At 68.5% G+C, this 16065-nt stretch carries 17 protein-coding genes and 2 riboswitches; of the genes, 8 read left to right on the top strand and 9 right to left on the bottom strand.

Translation table 11 applies throughout. The features are described 5' to 3' along the window. The first annotated feature begins 10 nt into the window (after window positions 1-10). The 3 genes from ACW6W5_RS01765 to ACW6W5_RS01755 are packed head-to-tail and all read left to right on the top strand — an operon-like array spanning window position 11 to window position 2065. Window positions 11-571: a Sua5/YciO/YrdC/YwlC family protein gene (locus ACW6W5_RS01765; RefSeq protein WP_152151028.1), complete on the top strand. Its 561-nt coding sequence runs from the start codon at window positions 11-13 to the stop codon at window positions 569-571. A 49-nt stretch (window positions 572-620) separates the two neighbouring features. Then, entirely contained in the window at window positions 621-1418 is a 798-nt protein-coding gene (locus tag ACW6W5_RS01760; RefSeq protein ID WP_428999810.1) for a DUF4124 domain-containing protein, read from the top strand. Beyond that, window positions 1415-2065, top strand: coding sequence for a DUF4124 domain-containing protein (locus ACW6W5_RS01755; protein WP_152151024.1), 651 nt, complete (start codon window positions 1415-1417; stop codon window positions 2063-2065). The genes ACW6W5_RS01760 and ACW6W5_RS01755 overlap by 4 nt, the downstream gene beginning before the upstream one ends. 91 nt (window positions 2066-2156) lie before the next feature. On the opposite strand, the gene ACW6W5_RS01750 is transcribed toward ACW6W5_RS01755, so the two are convergent. Beyond that, window positions 2157-2933 (bottom strand): SDR family oxidoreductase, encoded by a 777-nt coding sequence (locus ACW6W5_RS01750; protein ID WP_152151022.1) that lies wholly within the window; start codon window positions 2931-2933, stop codon window positions 2157-2159. A gap of 154 nt (window positions 2934-3087) precedes the next feature. Here ACW6W5_RS01750 and ACW6W5_RS01745 point away from each other — a divergent pair, with 154 nt between their 5' ends. Then, the gene (locus ACW6W5_RS01745) at window positions 3088-3324 is read left to right on the top strand and encodes a hypothetical protein (protein WP_121040293.1); all 237 of its coding nucleotides are present in this window, start codon (window positions 3088-3090) and stop codon (window positions 3322-3324) included. Between the two features lie 73 nt (window positions 3325-3397). Here ACW6W5_RS01745 and sppA read toward each other — a convergent pair whose 3' ends face one another. The 4 genes from sppA to ACW6W5_RS01725 all read right to left on the bottom strand — a co-directional run bounded on the left by sppA (window position 3398) and on the right by ACW6W5_RS01725 (window position 8425). Continuing rightward, complete coding sequence (gene sppA / locus ACW6W5_RS01740) at window positions 3398-5305, bottom strand: signal peptide peptidase SppA (protein ID WP_152151020.1); 1908 nt, start codon at window positions 5303-5305, stop codon at window positions 3398-3400. A gap of 75 nt (window positions 5306-5380) precedes the next feature. Further along, window positions 5381-6745, bottom strand: coding sequence for an MATE family efflux transporter (locus ACW6W5_RS01735; protein WP_121040298.1), 1365 nt, complete (start codon window positions 6743-6745; stop codon window positions 5381-5383). Window positions 6746-6864: 119 nt separating this feature from the next. After that, window positions 6865-7428, bottom strand: coding sequence for a DUF3106 domain-containing protein (locus ACW6W5_RS01730; RefSeq protein ID WP_152151018.1), 564 nt, complete (start codon window positions 7426-7428; stop codon window positions 6865-6867). Continuing rightward, entirely contained in the window at window positions 7421-8425 is a 1005-nt protein-coding gene (locus tag ACW6W5_RS01725) for a hypothetical protein (protein ID WP_152151016.1), read from the bottom strand. The genes ACW6W5_RS01730 and ACW6W5_RS01725 overlap by 8 nt, the downstream gene beginning before the upstream one ends. Before the next feature lie 437 nt (window positions 8426-8862). Between ACW6W5_RS01725 and ACW6W5_RS01720 the strand changes: the two genes are divergently transcribed. Beyond that, window positions 8863-11043 carry a primosomal protein N' gene (locus ACW6W5_RS01720; RefSeq protein WP_152151108.1) on the top strand — a complete coding sequence of 727 codons (2181 nt, stop codon included), beginning with the start codon at window positions 8863-8865 and terminating at the stop codon, window positions 11041-11043. A 35-nt stretch (window positions 11044-11078) separates the two neighbouring features. On the opposite strand, the gene ACW6W5_RS01715 is transcribed toward ACW6W5_RS01720, so the two are convergent. Beyond that, window positions 11079-11699, bottom strand: a complete 621-nt coding sequence (locus tag ACW6W5_RS01715; RefSeq protein ID WP_121040304.1) for a glutathione S-transferase family protein — start codon at window positions 11697-11699, stop codon at window positions 11079-11081. 101 nt (window positions 11700-11800) lie between these two features. Between ACW6W5_RS01715 and ACW6W5_RS01710 the strand changes: the two genes are divergently transcribed. Continuing rightward, window positions 11801-12004 carry a hypothetical protein gene (locus ACW6W5_RS01710; RefSeq protein WP_121040306.1) on the top strand — a complete coding sequence of 68 codons (204 nt, stop codon included), beginning with the start codon at window positions 11801-11803 and terminating at the stop codon, window positions 12002-12004. A 9-nt stretch (window positions 12005-12013) separates the two neighbouring features. Here the strand turns inward: ACW6W5_RS01710 and ACW6W5_RS01705 are convergent, their stop codons facing one another. Beyond that, the gene (locus tag ACW6W5_RS01705; protein ID WP_121040308.1) at window positions 12014-12775 is read right to left on the bottom strand and encodes an NYN domain-containing protein; all 762 of its coding nucleotides are present in this window, start codon (window positions 12773-12775) and stop codon (window positions 12014-12016) included. A gap of 162 nt (window positions 12776-12937) precedes the next feature. Here ACW6W5_RS01705 and ACW6W5_RS01700 point away from each other — a divergent pair, with 162 nt between their 5' ends. Beyond that, window positions 12938-14230, top strand: a complete 1293-nt coding sequence (locus ACW6W5_RS01700; RefSeq protein WP_152151015.1) for an NAD(P)/FAD-dependent oxidoreductase — start codon at window positions 12938-12940, stop codon at window positions 14228-14230. Here ACW6W5_RS01700 and ACW6W5_RS01695 read toward each other — a convergent pair whose 3' ends face one another. Both ACW6W5_RS01695 and ACW6W5_RS01690 read right to left on the bottom strand, forming a co-directional pair. Further along, on the bottom strand, window positions 14231-14575 hold the full coding sequence (locus tag ACW6W5_RS01695; protein WP_152151013.1) for a ribonuclease E inhibitor RraB: 345 nt from the start codon (window positions 14573-14575) through the stop codon (window positions 14231-14233). Window positions 14576-14661: 86 nt separating this feature from the next. Continuing rightward, entirely contained in the window at window positions 14662-14931 is a 270-nt protein-coding gene (locus ACW6W5_RS01690) for a GIY-YIG nuclease family protein (RefSeq protein WP_121040315.1), read from the bottom strand. A gap of 44 nt (window positions 14932-14975) precedes the next feature. Continuing rightward, window positions 14976-15069, top strand: a riboswitch (glycine riboswitch). A gap of 8 nt (window positions 15070-15077) precedes the next feature. Continuing rightward, window positions 15078-15169: riboswitch (glycine riboswitch) on the top strand. Between the two features lie 91 nt (window positions 15170-15260). On the opposite strand from ACW6W5_RS01690, the gene ACW6W5_RS01685 reads away from it, so the two are divergent. Continuing rightward, window positions 15261-15878, top strand: a complete 618-nt coding sequence (locus ACW6W5_RS01685) for a trimeric intracellular cation channel family protein (RefSeq protein ID WP_121040317.1) — start codon at window positions 15261-15263, stop codon at window positions 15876-15878. The last annotated feature ends 187 nt before the right edge of the window (window positions 15879-16065 follow it).

The following is a 16065-nucleotide window of genomic DNA, read 5'->3' as shown; positions in this document are numbered from 1 at the left end:
GTCGCCTGTCATGAACGAACTCACTGTGGACACTGCCCTGCCTGCGCTGCGCGCCGGCGGGGTGATCGCCTATCCCACCGAAGCGGTCTGGGGGTTGGGCTGCGACCCCGCGCACGAGGCCGCGGTGATGAAGCTGCTGCAGCTCAAGCAGCGCCCGGTTGAGAAGGGCATGATCCTGGTCGCCGCCGACCCAGCCCAGCTGGAGGGCTGGGTGCGGATGGATGCCCTGCCGCTGGATCGCCAAGGCGAGGTCCTGGCCAGCTGGCCCGGTGCCAACACCTGGATCCTGCCCGCCGGCGAACGTGCGCCGCGCTGGATCACCGGCGAACACAGCGGCATCGCGGTGCGCATCAGCGCGCACCCCCTGGTCGCCGCGCTGTGCCGCGCCTGGGGCGGCCCGCTGGTCTCCACCAGTGCCAACCTCGCCGGCGAGCCGCCGGCACGCACACGCGCCGACCTGGACCCGCGCCTGCTGGCGTTGCTCGATGGCCTGATCGATGGCCAGACCGGTGGCCTGGCACAGCCCACGCCGATCCGCGATGCGCTCAGCGGCCAGGTATTGCGCAGCTGAGCCGCCTTTTGCGCGCAGGCGGGCAAACCCGCACACTGGCCGCATGACCCTGCGCCCTGCTCTGTGGTTGTCCCTGCTCACGTTGCTGAGCCCTGCCGTGCCCGCCGCCGCGCAGAGCGACAACGTGCGTGTCTACCGCTGCGTGGGCAGCAACGGCGCCGTGTCGCTGCAGGACGCGCCATGCCGCGAAGGCCGGCAGGAAATCCGCGACCTGCAGCGCCCGCGCGACCCGGCCCCGCAGGTGGTGCGCAGCGACCGCACGCCGGAGCCGATGCCTGCCCCGCGCGCTCCCGAGCGCGAGGTGCGCTACGTGCACGTGCAGCCGCCGCAGCCGATGTACGAGTGCACGACCAGCGACGGCGATACCTACGTCAGCGAAAGCAACGAAGGCAATCCACGCTGGGTGCCGATCTGGACCGAAGCCTATCTGCCGTATCCACCAGGCCCGAGGCCGCCGTCGGGTGGCTATCGGCCGTCGCGTCCGCTGCCACCGATCGCACCGATGGGCAGCGGTTCGGTGAGCAGCCGTGGCGGTGCGGTCTCGGTGACCGGCAGCGGCGCGCGGGTGGGCGGCAGCATCAGCATCGGCGGCGGCAGCTCGCACTGGCAGGGCGGTGGGTATCCGCACCCCGGGCTGGGCAACAGCGTGGTGGTGCCGGCCGGCAACGTGCTGGTGCGCGATGAATGCCATGCGCTGCCCGCGCAGGAAGTCTGCTCGCGGCTGAAAGACCGGCGCTGGGACCTGATCCGCCGCTACAACAGTGCGCTGCAGGGCGAGCGCGATGCGCTGACCCGCGAGCAACGCGGGATCGACGCGCGCCTGGACCAGGACTGCGGCGGGGCATGAAACGGTTCCTGCTGCTCCTGTTGCTTGTGACCCTGCCCGCTGCGGCGGACGAAGCGGTGTTCTTCCGCTGCACCGATGCCGGCGGCAGCCTGACCATCCAGAGCGTGGCCTGTCCCGCTGGCAGCGAGCAGCGCATCCAGCGGATCAGCGCGCCGGTGCGTGCCCCGGCAGCCGTGGAGAATGCGCCGGCTGCGCCCGCCCCTGACTACCGCATGCCACCGCTGCCGCAGGACGGCGACGAAGACAGCGGCCTGCTCGACAGCGCAGCGCTGCGCCCGGCAGCCCCGGCGCAGGAGCCCGACGACGCCAGCCCACCCAAACCGCCGCTGCCGGAGATCTACCAGTGCGTTTCTGCCGATGGCGGTCGCTACCTGCATGAGCGCGAGCCGGCCCCGTCACGCTGCGAATCGCTGGCCCTTACCGGCCTGGGGGGCAGCCATGCGCCGAGCAACGCGGCCAGCTGCGAAGTGGTGCGCGATGCCTGCGAGCCGGTAGCGGAGGCACAGCGCTGCAGCAGTTGGCAGCAGCGCTTGCGCGATGCGCGCGGCCGTGAGCGCTTCGCTGCGCCGGAGAACCAGGCTGCGGCGACCGCCGAGCGCGCGCGCTTGGAAGCGGTGTTGGCCGACAGCGATTGCCCGGTGCCGTGACCCGGTTTTCCCCTGATCGCGACTGGAGTTACCGAGCGCCATTACCGCGTGTGACGCGTGCCCTGATCGGTCGTGCCGGCCGCTGGCCAGCTCAGAACCCGTAGCGCAGGAACCCACCGTCCACCGCGATGCACTCGCCGGTGACATAGCTGGAGGCCGGCAGACACAGGAAGCCCACGGCGGCAGCGACTTCTTCCGGCTCGCCGATGCGGCGCATCGGCGTGCGGTCGATCACCTGCTCGTAGTAGTCCGGATCAGACAACGGGCCAGACGTGCGCCGGGTGCGGATGTACCACGGCGCCACGGCGTTGACGCGGATGCCGTCCTCTGCCCACTCCACCGCCAGGTTGCGGGTCATCTGGTGCATCGCGGCCTTGGTCATGCCGTACACCGCGCCGCTGCGCACGTGGGTCAGGCCGGACACGCTGCCGACGTTGACGATCGCCGAGGCCGCGTGCCGCGCCAGTAGCGGGTGCGCATACCGCGACAGCTCGAACGCCGAGAACAGGTTGGTCTCGAAGATCCCGCGCCACTCGTCTTCGGTGTATTCGGTGGCCGGCTTGCTGATGTTGCCACCGGCGTTGTTGACCAGGATGTGCAGCCCATCGCTGTGGTCTTCCACCCAGTCCAGGATTTCGCGGCGGTCCTCGTCATCGGCGACGTCGGCCGCCAGGCCATGGATCTCACGATCCGGGAAGGCATCGGCCAGTTCATCGCGCGCCATCTCCAGCGCATCGGCATCGCGGCCGACGATCAGCAGGTCCGCACCGAAGCCCAGCAGTTCGCGCGCGATCGCCAAGCCGATGCCGGCGCTCGCACCGGTGATCAATGCGGTCTGTCCATCCAGTCGCCAACGTTGCGCGCTCACGTGCTTCTCCTGCGGTGATCCATGGGGTGCGGCACCGAACGTGCGGCCCGGATAGGATAACGCGCGATCGCCGGCCTACCGAACGCCATCACGCGCGATGCGCGGGGCGGTGGGACACTGATGTTCCGCTACCGGCTCACCGAGGGAGGTTGCCATGACGATCCGTACTGCCCTGCCGCTGCTCGCGATCATCGCGCTGAGCGCCTGCAACCGGCCAGTGCCCCCGGCACCGGACACACCACCGGAACCGCAGGCCACTGAACTGCGCGATGCGATCCAGACACCGATCGACCGCGCCAAGGCGGTCAGCGATACCCTGCAGCAGTCCGCCGATGCCCGCGCCGCCGAAGCCGACCGCGCCAGCGGTGACACGCCACCGCCCAGCCCCTGACCCCATCGGCCGGATGGCAGAACGCCCGGCACAGGCCGGGCGTTCGGGTGTCACACAGTACCGCTGAGGCCGCTTACAGGCCGCAGAAGCAGTACACCAGCGTCTTGACCGGCGCGGCGCTGTTGCGCGGGTCGCGTGCGGCGTCTTCGACGAAGCGCAGCTGGGTGTCCAGCTCCGGCATCGAACGGGCCAGCATCAGACGGGCCATGCCCGATTCGCCCAGCATCCAGGCACCGGCATGGCTGCCGGCGAAGCCGCTGAGGAACTGCGCGAACGGCGTGGCCGCCTTCTCGATGTAACGCACGCGGAACTTGCCGGCCTCACCAAGCTTGGCGCGGCTGGCGGCGTCAGCCACCGCAGCCTTCAGGCCACCGAAGTCATCGACCAGCCCACGTTCCTTGGCCTGCGCACCGCTCCACACCCGGCCGCGGGCGACTTCATCGACCGCTTCCACCGGCTTGTTGCGCGCGGCGGCGACCTTGCCGGTGAAATCGGCGTAGCCCTTGTTGATCACCGACTGGATGACCTGGCCCACAGCCGGGTCCATCGGGCGGGTGATGTCGAACGCACCGGCGAAGCGGGTGGTGCCCACGCCATCGGTATGCACGCCGATCTTGTCCAGCGAGCGGGCCACGTTCGGGATCATCCCGAAGATGCCGATCGAACCGGTGATCGTGGAGGGGTCAGCATAGATGCGATCAGCATTCATGCTGATCCAGTAACCGCCCGAGGCGGCCAGATCGCCCATCGAGACCACCACCGGCTTGCCGGCTTCCTTCAGCGCGACCACTTCACGGCGGATCTGCTCGGAGGCGAACACTTCACCGCCCGGCGAGCTCACGCGCAGCACCACGGCCTTCACGTCCTTGTCGTCGCGCGCTTCGCGCAGCAGGGCCGAGGTCGACTCGCCACCGATGCGGCCGGCCGGCAGATCGCCACCGGAGATTTCACCGGATGCCACGATCACCGCCACCTGCGGACGCGAATCCACCGGCGAACGGCGGCCATCGAGCACGCTCAGGTAGGCATCCAGATCGACGTTGCGGTAGCCACCGTCAGCGTCGTCGTCGGCGATGCCGCGCTCGATCAGCAGGGTGTCCACTTCCTCGCGCGTCTTCAGGCCGTCCACCAGCTTCTGCTGCAGGGCGAACTTGGCCAGGTCGCCACCGGCGGCGGCGATGCCTTCGGGCATGGTGTCGATGCCGGCGGCCAGCTGTGCCGGGTCGAGCTTGCGCGCCTTGGCGATATCGGCCAGGTAGCGCTGCCACACATCGTTCATCCAGAACAGATCGGCTTCCTTGGCCTGCGGCGAAGCGGCATCGAGCACATACGGCTCGGCGGCCGACTTGTACTCACCCACCTTGAACAGGTGCACGTCCACGCCCAGCTTGTCCTGCAGGCCGGTGCGGAAGTACTGGCGATAGCGGCCCAGGCCCTCGAGCACCACGCCGCCCATCGGGTCGAGATAGACCTCGTTGGCCTGCGAAGCGAGCAGGTACTGCGACTGGCTCATGTTCTCGCTGAAAGCCACGACCTGCTTGCCGGCAGCGCGCAGTTCCTGCAGCGCAACGGTCACTTCGCGCATCGAGGCGAAGCCGCTCGGCTGCAGCTTGTCCAGCTCCAGCACCACACGCTCGATCTTCTTGTCGGTCTTGGCCGCCTCCAGCGCGCGGATCAGATCACGCAGCTGGATTTCTTCGGCGCCCTTGTCACCGACGGCCTTGCCCAGCGCGCGGCTGACCGGATCAGCGCTGAACTGCTCGACCAGCCGACCTTCCGGTGCGATGACCAGGGTGGTGCGGTCCTGCAGCGACGCCTTCGAGGTCGCGCTCTTGCCCATCGCGACGATGAACAGGATCAGGATCAGGAACAGCAGGCCGAAGAACACCAGGTTGAGGATGAGCCGGCGGGTAAAGTTCATCACATCCCACAGCCCGATGAAGAAGCTGGCGACGGGATTGCGACGCGCGGGTTGGTTCATGGGGGTAACTCCAGAGTGGCTTCTTGCCGTGGTGCCAGAATAGCCGTTGCCGGGCGCGCCGGCATCGGACACAAGTCAGGGTGTCGATGGGAGGCCGGCGCGGGCGCTGCTCACACGCAGGCGCCAGGCCATGAGGATCGCGGCGGCGGTCAGACCCAGGATCAGGCCCAGCCACATGCCCTGCGGGCCCATGCCCAACCCCAGTCCCAGCCCGGCGCCGAGCGGCATGCCCAGGCCCCAGTACGAGAACATGGCGATGAACATCGGCACGCGGGTGTCCTTCAGGCCGCGCAACGCGCCGGCCGAAAGCACCTGGATGCCATCCGGGAACTGGAACGCGGCCGCATACAGCAGCAGGGTCGAGGCCAGTGCAGCCACGCCCAGATCGTTCGTGTAGACCCCGACGATGGCGTCATGGCCAAGCAGCAGCACCAGCGCCGACAGCGTCTGTGTGCCCAGGATGATCAGCAGCCCGGCGATCGCCGCGCGGCGCACACCCAGCCCGTTGCCGCTGCCGACCGCATGGCCGACCCGCACCGTGGTGGCTTCGGCCACGCCCATCGGGATCATGAAGCACAGCTGGGCCACATTGATCGCGATCTGGTGCGAGGCCGCTTCAGTGGCGCCGAGGCGGCCGATCAGCAGCGCGGTAACGATGAACAAGCCGCCTTCCATCAGCACGGTGATGCCGATCGGCAGGCCGGTCCGCAGCAGCTCCCAGATCGCGCTCCAGCGCGGCGCTTCGAAGTGCGAGAACAACTGCAGGTGGGCGAAGCGCTTGGTCTTCCACAGGTAACCGGCAAAGCACAGCGCCTGCAGCCACATCATGATCGCCGAGGCCATGCCCAGGCCTTCGGCGCCCAGCTCGGGGAAGCCGAGCTTGCCGTAGCAGAGCACGTAGCCCAGCGGCGCCAGCACCAACAGGCCGCCAAAGCCGAGCAGCATCGTCGGCAGCGTCCAGTGCATCCCCTCGCTGAGGTAGCGCATGCAGAAGTACAGGGTCAGTGCCGGGCCACCCCAGCGCACCGCATGCAGGAACGCGGTCGCGCCGGGCACGATATCCGGCGCGATGCCGAACGCCGGCAGCAGCGGCGGCACCACCGTGAGGAAGGTGAACATGATCAGCCCCAGCCCCAGCGCCAGCCACAGCGCCTGGCGGAACAGCGGACCGATCTCGCGCTCGCGGCCAGCGCCGTGCAGCTGCGAAACCGAGGCGGTCAGCGAGATCAGGGTGCCGATCGGGATCAGCATCGGCAGCCACAGCAGTGCCGTGCCGATGGTGACGGCCGCCAGGGTGTCGGTACCGTGGTGACCGGCGATCACGTTGTCGACGAAGGAGATCAGGCCGGTGGAGACATGGCCCAGAACCAGCGGCAGCGCGAGCAGACCGGTGGCGCGCACTTCCCGGGAGAGGCGCGGCGTGGAGGAAGCGGTAGACATGGGAGTCACAGACGTCAACTACGGTCGCGCGCGGAGGGCACAGGCACCGGGTTGCGGCCCGCCATCTTACGCGCGCGGCCGGGGAAAAGCCGCGCTTTCAGGTAAACGGGCGGAAGCCGTCAGTGGCCCACGTTCTCGCGCAGCCAACTGTCCCGTGCGGCCGGCGCCACGCCCAGGAATTCGGCGCGCACGCGGTCGCGGTCCTGCGGTGGGGTGCGCTGGGCAACCAGGGTCAGCTGGGTGAGCTGGGAGGGCGTGAGCTGGCGCAGCACCGCCAGCGCGGTCGGGCGCTGCTCGGCGGGCAGATAGCCGAACAGGCCCTGCAGCTTGGTGAACTCGTGGCCGAGCTGCGGGCCAAGCAGCCAGCCGTCGCGGAAGCGCTGGTCCTGTTCGGCGAAGCGCTGGCGAAGCGCCTGCTGCTGCGCCGGCGGCAGCGCCGCCACGCGCGCCGCCGCGGCACGGACACGGGCACGCTCGCTTTCGCTCATGGCCTGCCAGGCCGCGTAGCGGCTGCGTAGCGCGCGCAGCTGGGCCGGATCCAGCGCTGCGGGGGTGGTCGGGATCGCCGGCGCCGTGGCGCTGGGCGGGGCCGGCACCGCCAGCGGCACCTCCACCCGGTTGGGGGCGGCGTTGGCCGCACTGGAGAGCCCGAGGGCGATCAGCAGGAAGGCAGGCTTACTCATCGGCGGCAGCCGTCTCCAGGCCGGCGGTAGCGGGTTCGGGGCGGCTCGGCTGGGCCTGCGATTCGTCCACCGGTACCGGACCGCCAGCAGCAAACCAGGCGTACAGATCGGCATCGCGGGCGGTCGGCAGATCCGGATCGGCCAGCATCGCCGCGTCCGTGGCCGCGTAGGGCGAGGCGGTCGGCGCCACGGTCGGCAGGTCAGCCGCCGGCAACGCTTCGACCTTGACAGGGCCGGCATCGGCGACGGCACCTTCGGGGGTATCGGCCAGGGGCTCGCCACCCTGACGGGCATGTTTCCACCACGCCGCGCCGCCGAGCAGCACGCCGGCAGTGACGGCCACGATCAGCACGCCCTTCCACGGGAAACGACGGCCGCGCTGGCGCTTGACGGGACGGCGCTGGGCGGGGGCATCGGATTTGACCGGGGTACGCCAGGAGGCGGCATCGGGTTGCTGGCTGGCCGGGGCGGCCACCGGTTGCTGCAGGCGCTGCAGCCGGTTGGCGGGCAGATCGCGGATACGCAGCTGCACCTGCTCGGCCAGCGCGCGCCAGCCTGCGGCATCGGGGTTGCCATGGGCATCGCGCGGGCAGGCATCGGCCAGTGCGTGCTGGTAGTCGGCCATGGGCAGATCCAGGATCTGCGCGGCCGCGGCTTCATCCAGCCCGCCACCGATCCGCAGCACAAACGCCAGCCGCGCCGGCGCGGCCAGCCCGGCCAGGTGCTCCAACGGGGCAGGCCAACGGCCTGCGGCCGGCTCGCGCAACGGCGCGCGGTGGACCAGCAGCGACCAGAACCGCTCCGGCCACTGGGCCATGGGCAGATCGCTGGCGATTCCGGCGAAGGCACGCATGACGGCGACCAGCGCCTGTTCGGCGACGGTTGGATCACCGCACTGCAGCTCGGCCACGACCAGGGCGCGGCGTTCAACGCCACGAAGAAACGCCGACAGCGCGCCGGCTGCGGTAGAAGAAACGGGGGCGGGCGCAGCCGTCATAGCAACTCCATCATTGTGTGGAAATGATAGCGATTGCGTCACTCCAGCGGCGCGCGGATGTTCATTTCCTGTGAGCGGCCACGGTGCGCAAAGCCTTCCGGCGCAAAAGGTTGTGCACAGCACCACGTAAAACCGGGGTGGAACCAGACGTGAGCCCCGCGTCAAGTCTGTTTCAACTTTGTTTCACAGCTATCTTGTTGTTTTTATTGCTTATTGTTGCTTGGCTATTTTTTGACCAACCTGAGCAGAACGTCGGAAGTTCCTGACGCAAGGCGGTCACATACGCAGTGGCACACAGACTTATCCACAGAAGATGTGGATAAGCCTGAATCTCCAATCAAGTCGGATATTTAGGTGGGATTTATGATTCGGCGCGTACCCGGCTGAGACGGTGAATGGGCGTGATCCGCTCCGCCCCTGCCCGCTACACTGCCCCGATGACCTCCTCGTCTTCGACCCTGCGCGTCGCCCTGCCGGTGCCGCTGCCGCAACTGTTCGACTACGCCCCGCCGCACGGGCCGGCCCCGGACCCGGCGATGACCGGGCAGCGGGTACGGGTGCCGTTCGGCTCCCGGGAGCTGGTCGGCGTGGTGGCCGGGATAGGCCAGGTCGAAGACCCCGGCAGCCTGCGCGCCGCGATCGAGTGGATCGACACCACGCCCCTGGTGACCGGTGAGCTGTGGCGCTCGCTGCAGTGGCTGGCGCGCTACACCCATGCCCCGCTGGGCGAAGTGATCAGTACGGCCCTGCCCGGTCCGCTGCGGCGGGGTGAGGCCGTGCCGGACACCCATCAGTGGGGCTGGCAGCTGACGCCGGCCGGCCACGACCCGCAGCCCAAACTGCGCAGCGGTACCCGCCCGCAACGCCTGGCAGCGTGCCTGGCCGAGGGCGTGGTGAACGAAGACCGCCTGGATACCTTGATGGACGACTGGCGCAGCGCTGCCCGGTCGCTGGCCAAGCGCGAGCTGGTCGAACGGATCGCGCTGGCGCATGCACCGGCCGTCGCCTCGCCGGCCAGCGGCCCCGCGCCCAATGCCGAACAGGCCGAGGCGATCGCCGCGATCACCGCCGCCGACGGGTTTGCCGCCTATCTGCTCGATGGCGTGACCGGCAGTGGCAAGACCGAGGTCTACCTGCAGGCGATCGTGGCGTGCCTTGCGCGCGGCAAACAGGCGCTGGTGCTGGTGCCGGAGATCGGGCTGACCCCGCAGACGCTGTCGCGCTTCCGCAACCGCTTGGGCATTCCGGTGCATGTGCTGCACTCCGGCTTGAACGACAACGAGCGCGCCCGCGTGTGGGCCGCCGCCGCGCGAGGCGAAGCACAGGTCATCGTCGGCACGCGCTCGGCGGTGTTCACGCCGCTGCCGAATGCGGGCCTGATCGTGATCGACGAAGAGCACGACGGCAGTTACAAACAGCAGGACGGCATCCGCTATCACGCACGCGATTTCGCGCTGGTACGCGCCAAGGCACTGGACGTGGCGGTGGTGCTCGGCAGCGCCACGCCGTCGCTGGAATCGCTGCACAACGCGCATGCCGGCCGTTACACCCACCTGCGCCTGAAGCAGCGCGCGGGCGCCGCGCGTCCCCCGGTGGTGCGCGTGCTTGATGTGCGTAAACGCCCGCTGCGCGATGGGCTCTCGCCGGAAGTACTGGCCGGCATCACCCAGCATCTGCAGGCCGGGCACCAGGTGCTGGTGTTCAAGAACCGCCGCGGCTATGCGCCCGTGCTGCTCTGCCATGACTGCGGCTGGACCGCGCCGTGCCAGCGCTGCGATGCGCCGATGACCGTGCATGCCGGCGGCCGGCGCCTGCAGTGCCACCACTGTGGCGCACGCCAGTCCGCGCCGCTGGCGTGCCCGGACTGCGGCAGCCTGGCGCTGCAGCCGCAGGGCATCGGGACCGAGCGGCTGGAAGAACATCTGGTCGAGGCCTTCCCGGAGTTCCCGGTGATCCGCATCGACCGCGGCACCACCGGCAAGCGTGATGCGCTGGAAACCCAGTTGGCCAAGCTCGGCGATCGCGCGGGGATTCTGGTCGGCACGCAGATCCTCGCCAAAGGTCACGACCTGCCGAAGCTGACCCTGGTGGTGGTGGTCGGCATCGATGAAGGCCTGTTCTCGGCCGACTTCCGCGCCAGTGAAAAACTCGCGCAGCAGCTGATCCAGGTCGCCGGCCGCGCCGGGCGTGCGGTGGATGCCGGCGAGGTCTGGTTGCAGACCCACCACCCGGGGCATCCCCTTCTGGAGACGCTGGTCAACGGCGGCTACCACGCCTTTGCCGATGCGGAACTGCAGCAGCGCGAGGCGGCCGGTTTTCCGCCCTTCGCGCATCTGGCGCTGCTGCGTGCCGAAGCGCAACAGGTGGAGCATGCCAACGCGATGCTCAGTGCCGTGCGCGCGCTGATTCCCGACGACGCGGCAGTGGAACGCTATGGCCCGATGCCAGCACCGATGCCCCGCCGCGCCGGCTACCAGCGCACCCAGCTGCTGCTGTCCTCACCCGCGCGACGCCCGCTGCACGGCGTGCTGGATCAGGTGACGCCGCAGATCGCCGCGCTGCCGCAGGCACGCAAGGTGCGCTGGTCGCTGGATGTGGATCCGATGGATCTGTATTAGGCCGGCAGGTGCCGACCGTGGGTCGGCACGGCCGCTCAGGTCAACGCGGTCATGACCCCACGCTGATACGCCGGCCGCTGTTTCAACCGCTCGTACCACGCGGCCAGATGCGGCAGGTCCGGGCGCTGGATCGGCATCTCGAACCAGGCATAGATGAAGGCACCCAGCGGGATATCGCCCATCGCGAACTGCTCACCGGACAGATACGGCTGCCGCGACAAAGCCTCATCGGCCATCGCCAGCAACTCGCCGGAGCGCACCAGTGCCGCTGCGATGCGGGCCTCGTCCCGATCAGCAGGCGGGGTCCGCAGGGTCCCCCAGAACAGATCGCGGAACACGCCGGCGAAGGTCGAGGTGGTCCAGTCCATCCACTTCTCCGACTGCGCGCGCGCCACCACATCTTCCGGGTACAGCGTGCCCAGCGCGTAGCGCGCGCAGAGATAGCGCACGATCGTGTTGGATTCCCACAGCGGCAGGCCCTGGTCCTCGATCACCGGCACCAGCCCGTTCGGATTCATCGCGCGGTACTCCGGCGACTGCGTACCACCGAAGGCACCGCCGACCTCGATCGACTCGTAGGGCGCCCCGATCTCCTCGGCACACCACAGCACTTTGCGCACGTTGCTGGAATTGCGACGGCCCCAGATGTTCAGCATGATCGGATTCCCGTATCGTTCGATGCGCGGCAGCGGGGTCGCGCGGTGCCGCTACGATACGCCCAACGGCGGGCCCACCGTCATGTCATGGATGAAAAACAATGATCCTCTACGCACTCGAAATCGTGTTGCTCATTGCCGGGATCGGCACGCTCGTGGTCGGTTATCGCCGCCACCATCGCAATCTGCTGCTCAGCGCCGCGCTGTTGCTGCTGGCCAGCGGCATGCTGCCTGACGCCGTGCGAGGCTTCTCCGATGGCTTCAACGGCAGCACGGCCCGCCCGTTGGCCGTGCTGCTGCGCTGAGGCCGGCGGTTACTTCGCCGCCTTCGCCGCACTCTTCTTGGGCAGTGCGCGCACATAGGTCGACTTGCCCTCTTTTTTCATCTCGAACAGGCCCGTCGCGGCCAATAGATCGCTGAGTTTGCTGTACCCGTAATTGCGCGAATCGAACGAGGCCTGGTTGCCGATCTGGCTGCCGACCGGGCCGAGATGCGACCAACCATCCTCGGCTTCGGCCGAGGTCACCGCGCGGCGCAGCATCTGCACCAGCCGGGTGTCATTGCGCAGCTCCGGGCCGCTCTTGCGCGGGCGGGTTTCCTCGTTGTCCTGCTCCACCTCTTGATCGGCCGCATGGGGTTGGCCCAGCGCCTCGATGTAGGTGAACTTCGAGCACGCGTTGACGAACGGCTCGGGCGTTTTCTTCTCGCCGAAGCCATACACCTTCACCCCGTCGGTCAGCAGGCGCATCACCAGCGGGGTGAAATCCGCATCGCTGGAGACGATCGCAAAGCCATCCAGATTGCGTGCGTACAGCATGTCCATCGCGTCGATCACCATCGCCATGTCCGAGGCATTCTTGCCACGGCTGTAGGCGAACTGCTGGATCGGGCGGATCGCGTACTCGTGCAGCACGGACTCCCACCCTTTCAGCCGCGGGCTCTTCCAGTTGCCGTAGGCACGGCGGACATTGGCCACACCGTAGCGGGCGACTTCAGCCAGCACCGCATCGATCTTGGAAGAGGGTGCGTTGTCGGCATCGATCAGCAGGGCGATGCGCTTTTCCGGTTCGGACATCTCGGTCTCCTGGGCGGGATCGGATCGGCCATCGGGCAAGCGCGATGGCCCCTGAACCCAGTATCGGCCATCGACGTGAACATCGCGCTTCACGTGCGACCATGGGCCGCATCACGAGACGACCTGCGCCGCCCCCCTCCGGCGCCCGCCAAGGAGTGAAGCATGACCCGCGATCCCACGCCCCACCTGCTCATCATCGGTGGCGGTTTTGCCGGCCTCTGGGCCACCCGTGCCCTCGCCTCGGCGCACGTGCGCATCACCCTGGTGGACCGTCGCAACCATCATCTGTTCCAGCCGCTGCTCTACCAGGTGGCCACCGCAGGCCTGTCCGCGCCGGATATCGCCGCGCCGCTGCGCCACATCCTCGGTCACCAGCGCAATGTCGAAGTGCGCCTGGGTGAAGTGACCGGCATCGACAAGGCCGCGCGCACCGCGACGCTGGCCGATGGCACGCAGATTACGTACGACACCCTGATGCTGTGCACCGGCGCCACCCATGCCTACTTCGGCCACGACGAATGGGCCGCCGATGCGCCGGGCCTGAAGACGCTGGACGATGCCATCGCGCTGCGCCGCAAGCTGCTGCTCGCCTTCGAGCGCGCCGAGGCCGAACCCGATCCCGCGCGCAAAGCGGCGTGGCTGAGTTTCGCCGTGGTCGGTGGCGGCCCCACCGGCGTGGAACTGGCCGGCACCCTGGCCGAGATCGCACGGCATACGCTGCGCAATGAGTTCCGCCATATCGATCCCGCCTCGGCCAAGGTCCGCCTGGTCGAAGCCGGCCCGCGCGTGCTGTCCACCTTCCCCGAGGTGCTCTCGCTCAAGGCGCGGCGGCAGCTGGAAAAGCTGGGCGTGGAAGTGCTCACCGGCACGCTCGTCAGCGACATCAATGCCGAAGGCTTCCAGCTTGGCGAGCGCTTCGTCGAGGCCCGCACCGTGGTCTGGGCCGCCGGTGTCGCCGCCTCACCGCTGGCACGTACGTTGGAGGTGCCACTGGACCGCGCCGGCCGCGTGCCGGTGCAGCCTGACCTTACCCTGGAGGGCCACCCGGAGATATTCGTTGCCGGTGACCTGGCGGCACTGACCCAGGCCGACGGCAAGCCGGTGCCCGGCGTCGCGCCGGCGGCCAAGCAGATGGGCAAGCACGTGGCCACCACCGTCCAGGCACGCCTGGCCGGCAAGCCCGCGCCGGGTGCGTTCAAATACCAGGACTTCGGCAACCTGGCGACCATCGGCCGCATGGCGGCGATCGTCCACCTCGGCCGGCTGCAGCTCTCCGGCGTGCTGGCCTGGTGGTTCTGGCTGGCCGCGCACGTGTTCTTCCTGATCGGCTTCCGCAACCGCGTGGTGGTACTGCTGAACTGGGCGGTGGCGTACTGGAGCTACCAGCGCAGCGCGCGGATCATCTTCGGCGATGCACAGGAGGATCGCCGCCCGAAACGACCGCCCACGCCCTGATCATCCCTGCGACAGACATCCCCAGCCATCCACCTGGCCGCTGTAGGAGACCGCCTCGCTGGCCAGCAGACCTTCGAAGCCGGCGATGTTCTGGTGGGTCGGCAGCATCAGCGGATGCACCACCACCTGCCACGGGTAGTCGTCGTTGCCCTCGTAAGCGGCGAAGGACACCTTCTGGTCGTTCTTGAGCAGGTGCACGGCGAAGGCGATCGCCACATCCTGGGTCGGGAAGATCAATGCGAAATCCACCTCGCGCGGAATCGTCAGATCATCGCCGTCCTGCAGCATGTTCCAGAGCACATCGCCATTCTCATCTTCCGGGTACAACGACAGATCGCGGGACATGGCACTCCAGGGCTTGGGCAAGCGGATCAACGAACGAGGGTCGATGGTATGCCGCCAACGAAGGCCCGAACAACCCGCACGCGGGGCTACGTGGGATCGGGCAGCGCCAGCCACGCCAGCTTGCGCTCGCGCGGTTGCCGCTTGAGCTGCCACTCGGCCTTCGACGCGGCCGCGCGGTCCGGGTAGGCGCGCATCGCCAGCACCTTCACCGGTGGGTTGGCCCGGGTGTATTTCGCCCCTTTGCCGGCGAGATGGGCCTGGAAGCGTGCGTCCACGTCGTTGCTGATGCCGGCGTAATAGCTGCCGTTGCGGCATTCAAGCAGGTACAGGTACCAGAGGGCGGGTTCAGCGGGCATACCGGGATTATCCCCCGGCACAGGCCCGGCGGCTGCTAGAATCCGCCCCGGATGCAGGAGAGAGGCGCCGCGCTGGCGCCCGCCGAAGGCGCAGGCTCCCATAATCGCTCAGGCCGGTGGCTGCACAGCCACCAACCATGCATCCGACACGCCGATCTGGAGAGAGGTCTTCAATGACCCGCCGAAGGGGCACGTGGCCTTGGCCACCGAACTCTCAGGCAAAAGGACAGCGGGAGCGGCAACGGAATCCCACCCCACGACAGTGCAGCGGCGCTGGCGTGATGCGTGCGCGTTTCCGTCCCCGCCTGACGTGTTTCCCGGAGCCCCCCATGCTGCTCTCCCTGATCTACCTCATCGCCATCTCGGCCGAAGCCATGACCGGCGCGCTGTCGGCCGGTCGCCGCCGCATGGACCTGTTCGGCGTGGTCATCATCGCCTGCGTCACCGCGCTTGGCGGCGGCTCGCTGCGCGACATCGTGCTCGGCCACTACCCGCTGGGCTGGGTGAAGCACCCGGAGTACCTGGGCTTCACCATCTGCGCGGCACTGATCGCGACCTGGGTGGCGCGCTGGATGCATCACTTCCGGCGCACCTTCCTGGTGCTCGATGGCCTGGGCCTGATCGCGTTCACCCTGATCGGCTGCGCGGTCGCGCGCGAGGGCGGGCACACCGTGCCGATCATCCTGATCGCCGGCATGCTGACCGGTGCGTTCGGCGGCGTGCTGCGCGATGTGTTGTGCAACGAGGTGCCGCTGATCTTCCAGAAAGAACTGTATGCGGTGATCACCCTGCTCACCGGCGCGGCCTACCTGGCCCTGCTGGAACTCGGCGTGTCGCTCAACGCGGCCACGCTGTGGTGCCTGGGCGGCGGCTTCCTGTTCCGCCTGCTGGCCATCCACTTCAAGTGGGAAATGCCGAAGTTCGTGTACCGCGACGAGGTGCATTGACGCACCCGCGGGCATGACCAAGGTCACGGGAGCTTGAGCGGCCCGGCCCTGTATCATGGCGCTCCCGTTCCATTCGAACGGCATCCAGCCACGCGGCGGTGTTCCACCCGCTGCCCCGCCAGACACCCTCTCCCCCGTTGACCTGCCGCCGTCGGCCGGTCCCCATGGACGCACTGCTCCGGTGGAG

This window comes from Stenotrophomonas sp. IS26 (assembly GCF_054188265.1).
The sequence above is the reverse complement of the archived record's forward strand: the minus strand, read 5'-3'. Positions and strand labels throughout refer to the sequence as shown.

Coding starts and splice junctions, on each gene's coding strand:
- ACW6W5_RS01765 (WP_152151028.1), top strand. CDS start 11: ATGAACGAACTCACTGTGGACACTGCCCTGCCTGCGCTGCGCGCCGGC.
- ACW6W5_RS01755 (WP_152151024.1), top strand. CDS start 1,415: ATGAAACGGTTCCTGCTGCTCCTGTTGCTTGTGACCCTGCCCGCTGCG.
- ACW6W5_RS01745 (WP_121040293.1), top strand. CDS start 3,088: ATGACGATCCGTACTGCCCTGCCGCTGCTCGCGATCATCGCGCTGAGC.
- sppA (WP_152151020.1), bottom strand. CDS start 5,305: ATGAACCAACCCGCGCGTCGCAATCCCGTCGCCAGCTTCTTCATCGGG.
- ACW6W5_RS01735 (WP_121040298.1), bottom strand. CDS start 6,745: ATGTCTACCGCTTCCTCCACGCCGCGCCTCTCCCGGGAAGTGCGCGCC.
- ACW6W5_RS01730 (WP_152151018.1), bottom strand. CDS start 7,428: ATGAGTAAGCCTGCCTTCCTGCTGATCGCCCTCGGGCTCTCCAGTGCG.
- ACW6W5_RS01725 (WP_152151016.1), bottom strand. CDS start 8,425: ATGACGGCTGCGCCCGCCCCCGTTTCTTCTACCGCAGCCGGCGCGCTG.
- ACW6W5_RS01720 (WP_152151108.1), top strand. CDS start 8,863: ATGACCTCCTCGTCTTCGACCCTGCGCGTCGCCCTGCCGGTGCCGCTG.
- ACW6W5_RS01715 (WP_121040304.1), bottom strand. CDS start 11,699: ATGCTGAACATCTGGGGCCGTCGCAATTCCAGCAACGTGCGCAAAGTG.
- ACW6W5_RS01710 (WP_121040306.1), top strand. CDS start 11,801: ATGATCCTCTACGCACTCGAAATCGTGTTGCTCATTGCCGGGATCGGC.
- ACW6W5_RS01705 (WP_121040308.1), bottom strand. CDS start 12,775: ATGTCCGAACCGGAAAAGCGCATCGCCCTGCTGATCGATGCCGACAAC.
- ACW6W5_RS01700 (WP_152151015.1), top strand. CDS start 12,938: ATGACCCGCGATCCCACGCCCCACCTGCTCATCATCGGTGGCGGTTTT.
- ACW6W5_RS01695 (WP_152151013.1), bottom strand. CDS start 14,575: ATGTCCCGCGATCTGTCGTTGTACCCGGAAGATGAGAATGGCGATGTG.
- ACW6W5_RS01690 (WP_121040315.1), bottom strand. CDS start 14,931: ATGCCCGCTGAACCCGCCCTCTGGTACCTGTACCTGCTTGAATGCCGC.
- ACW6W5_RS01685 (WP_121040317.1), top strand. CDS start 15,261: ATGCTGCTCTCCCTGATCTACCTCATCGCCATCTCGGCCGAAGCCATG.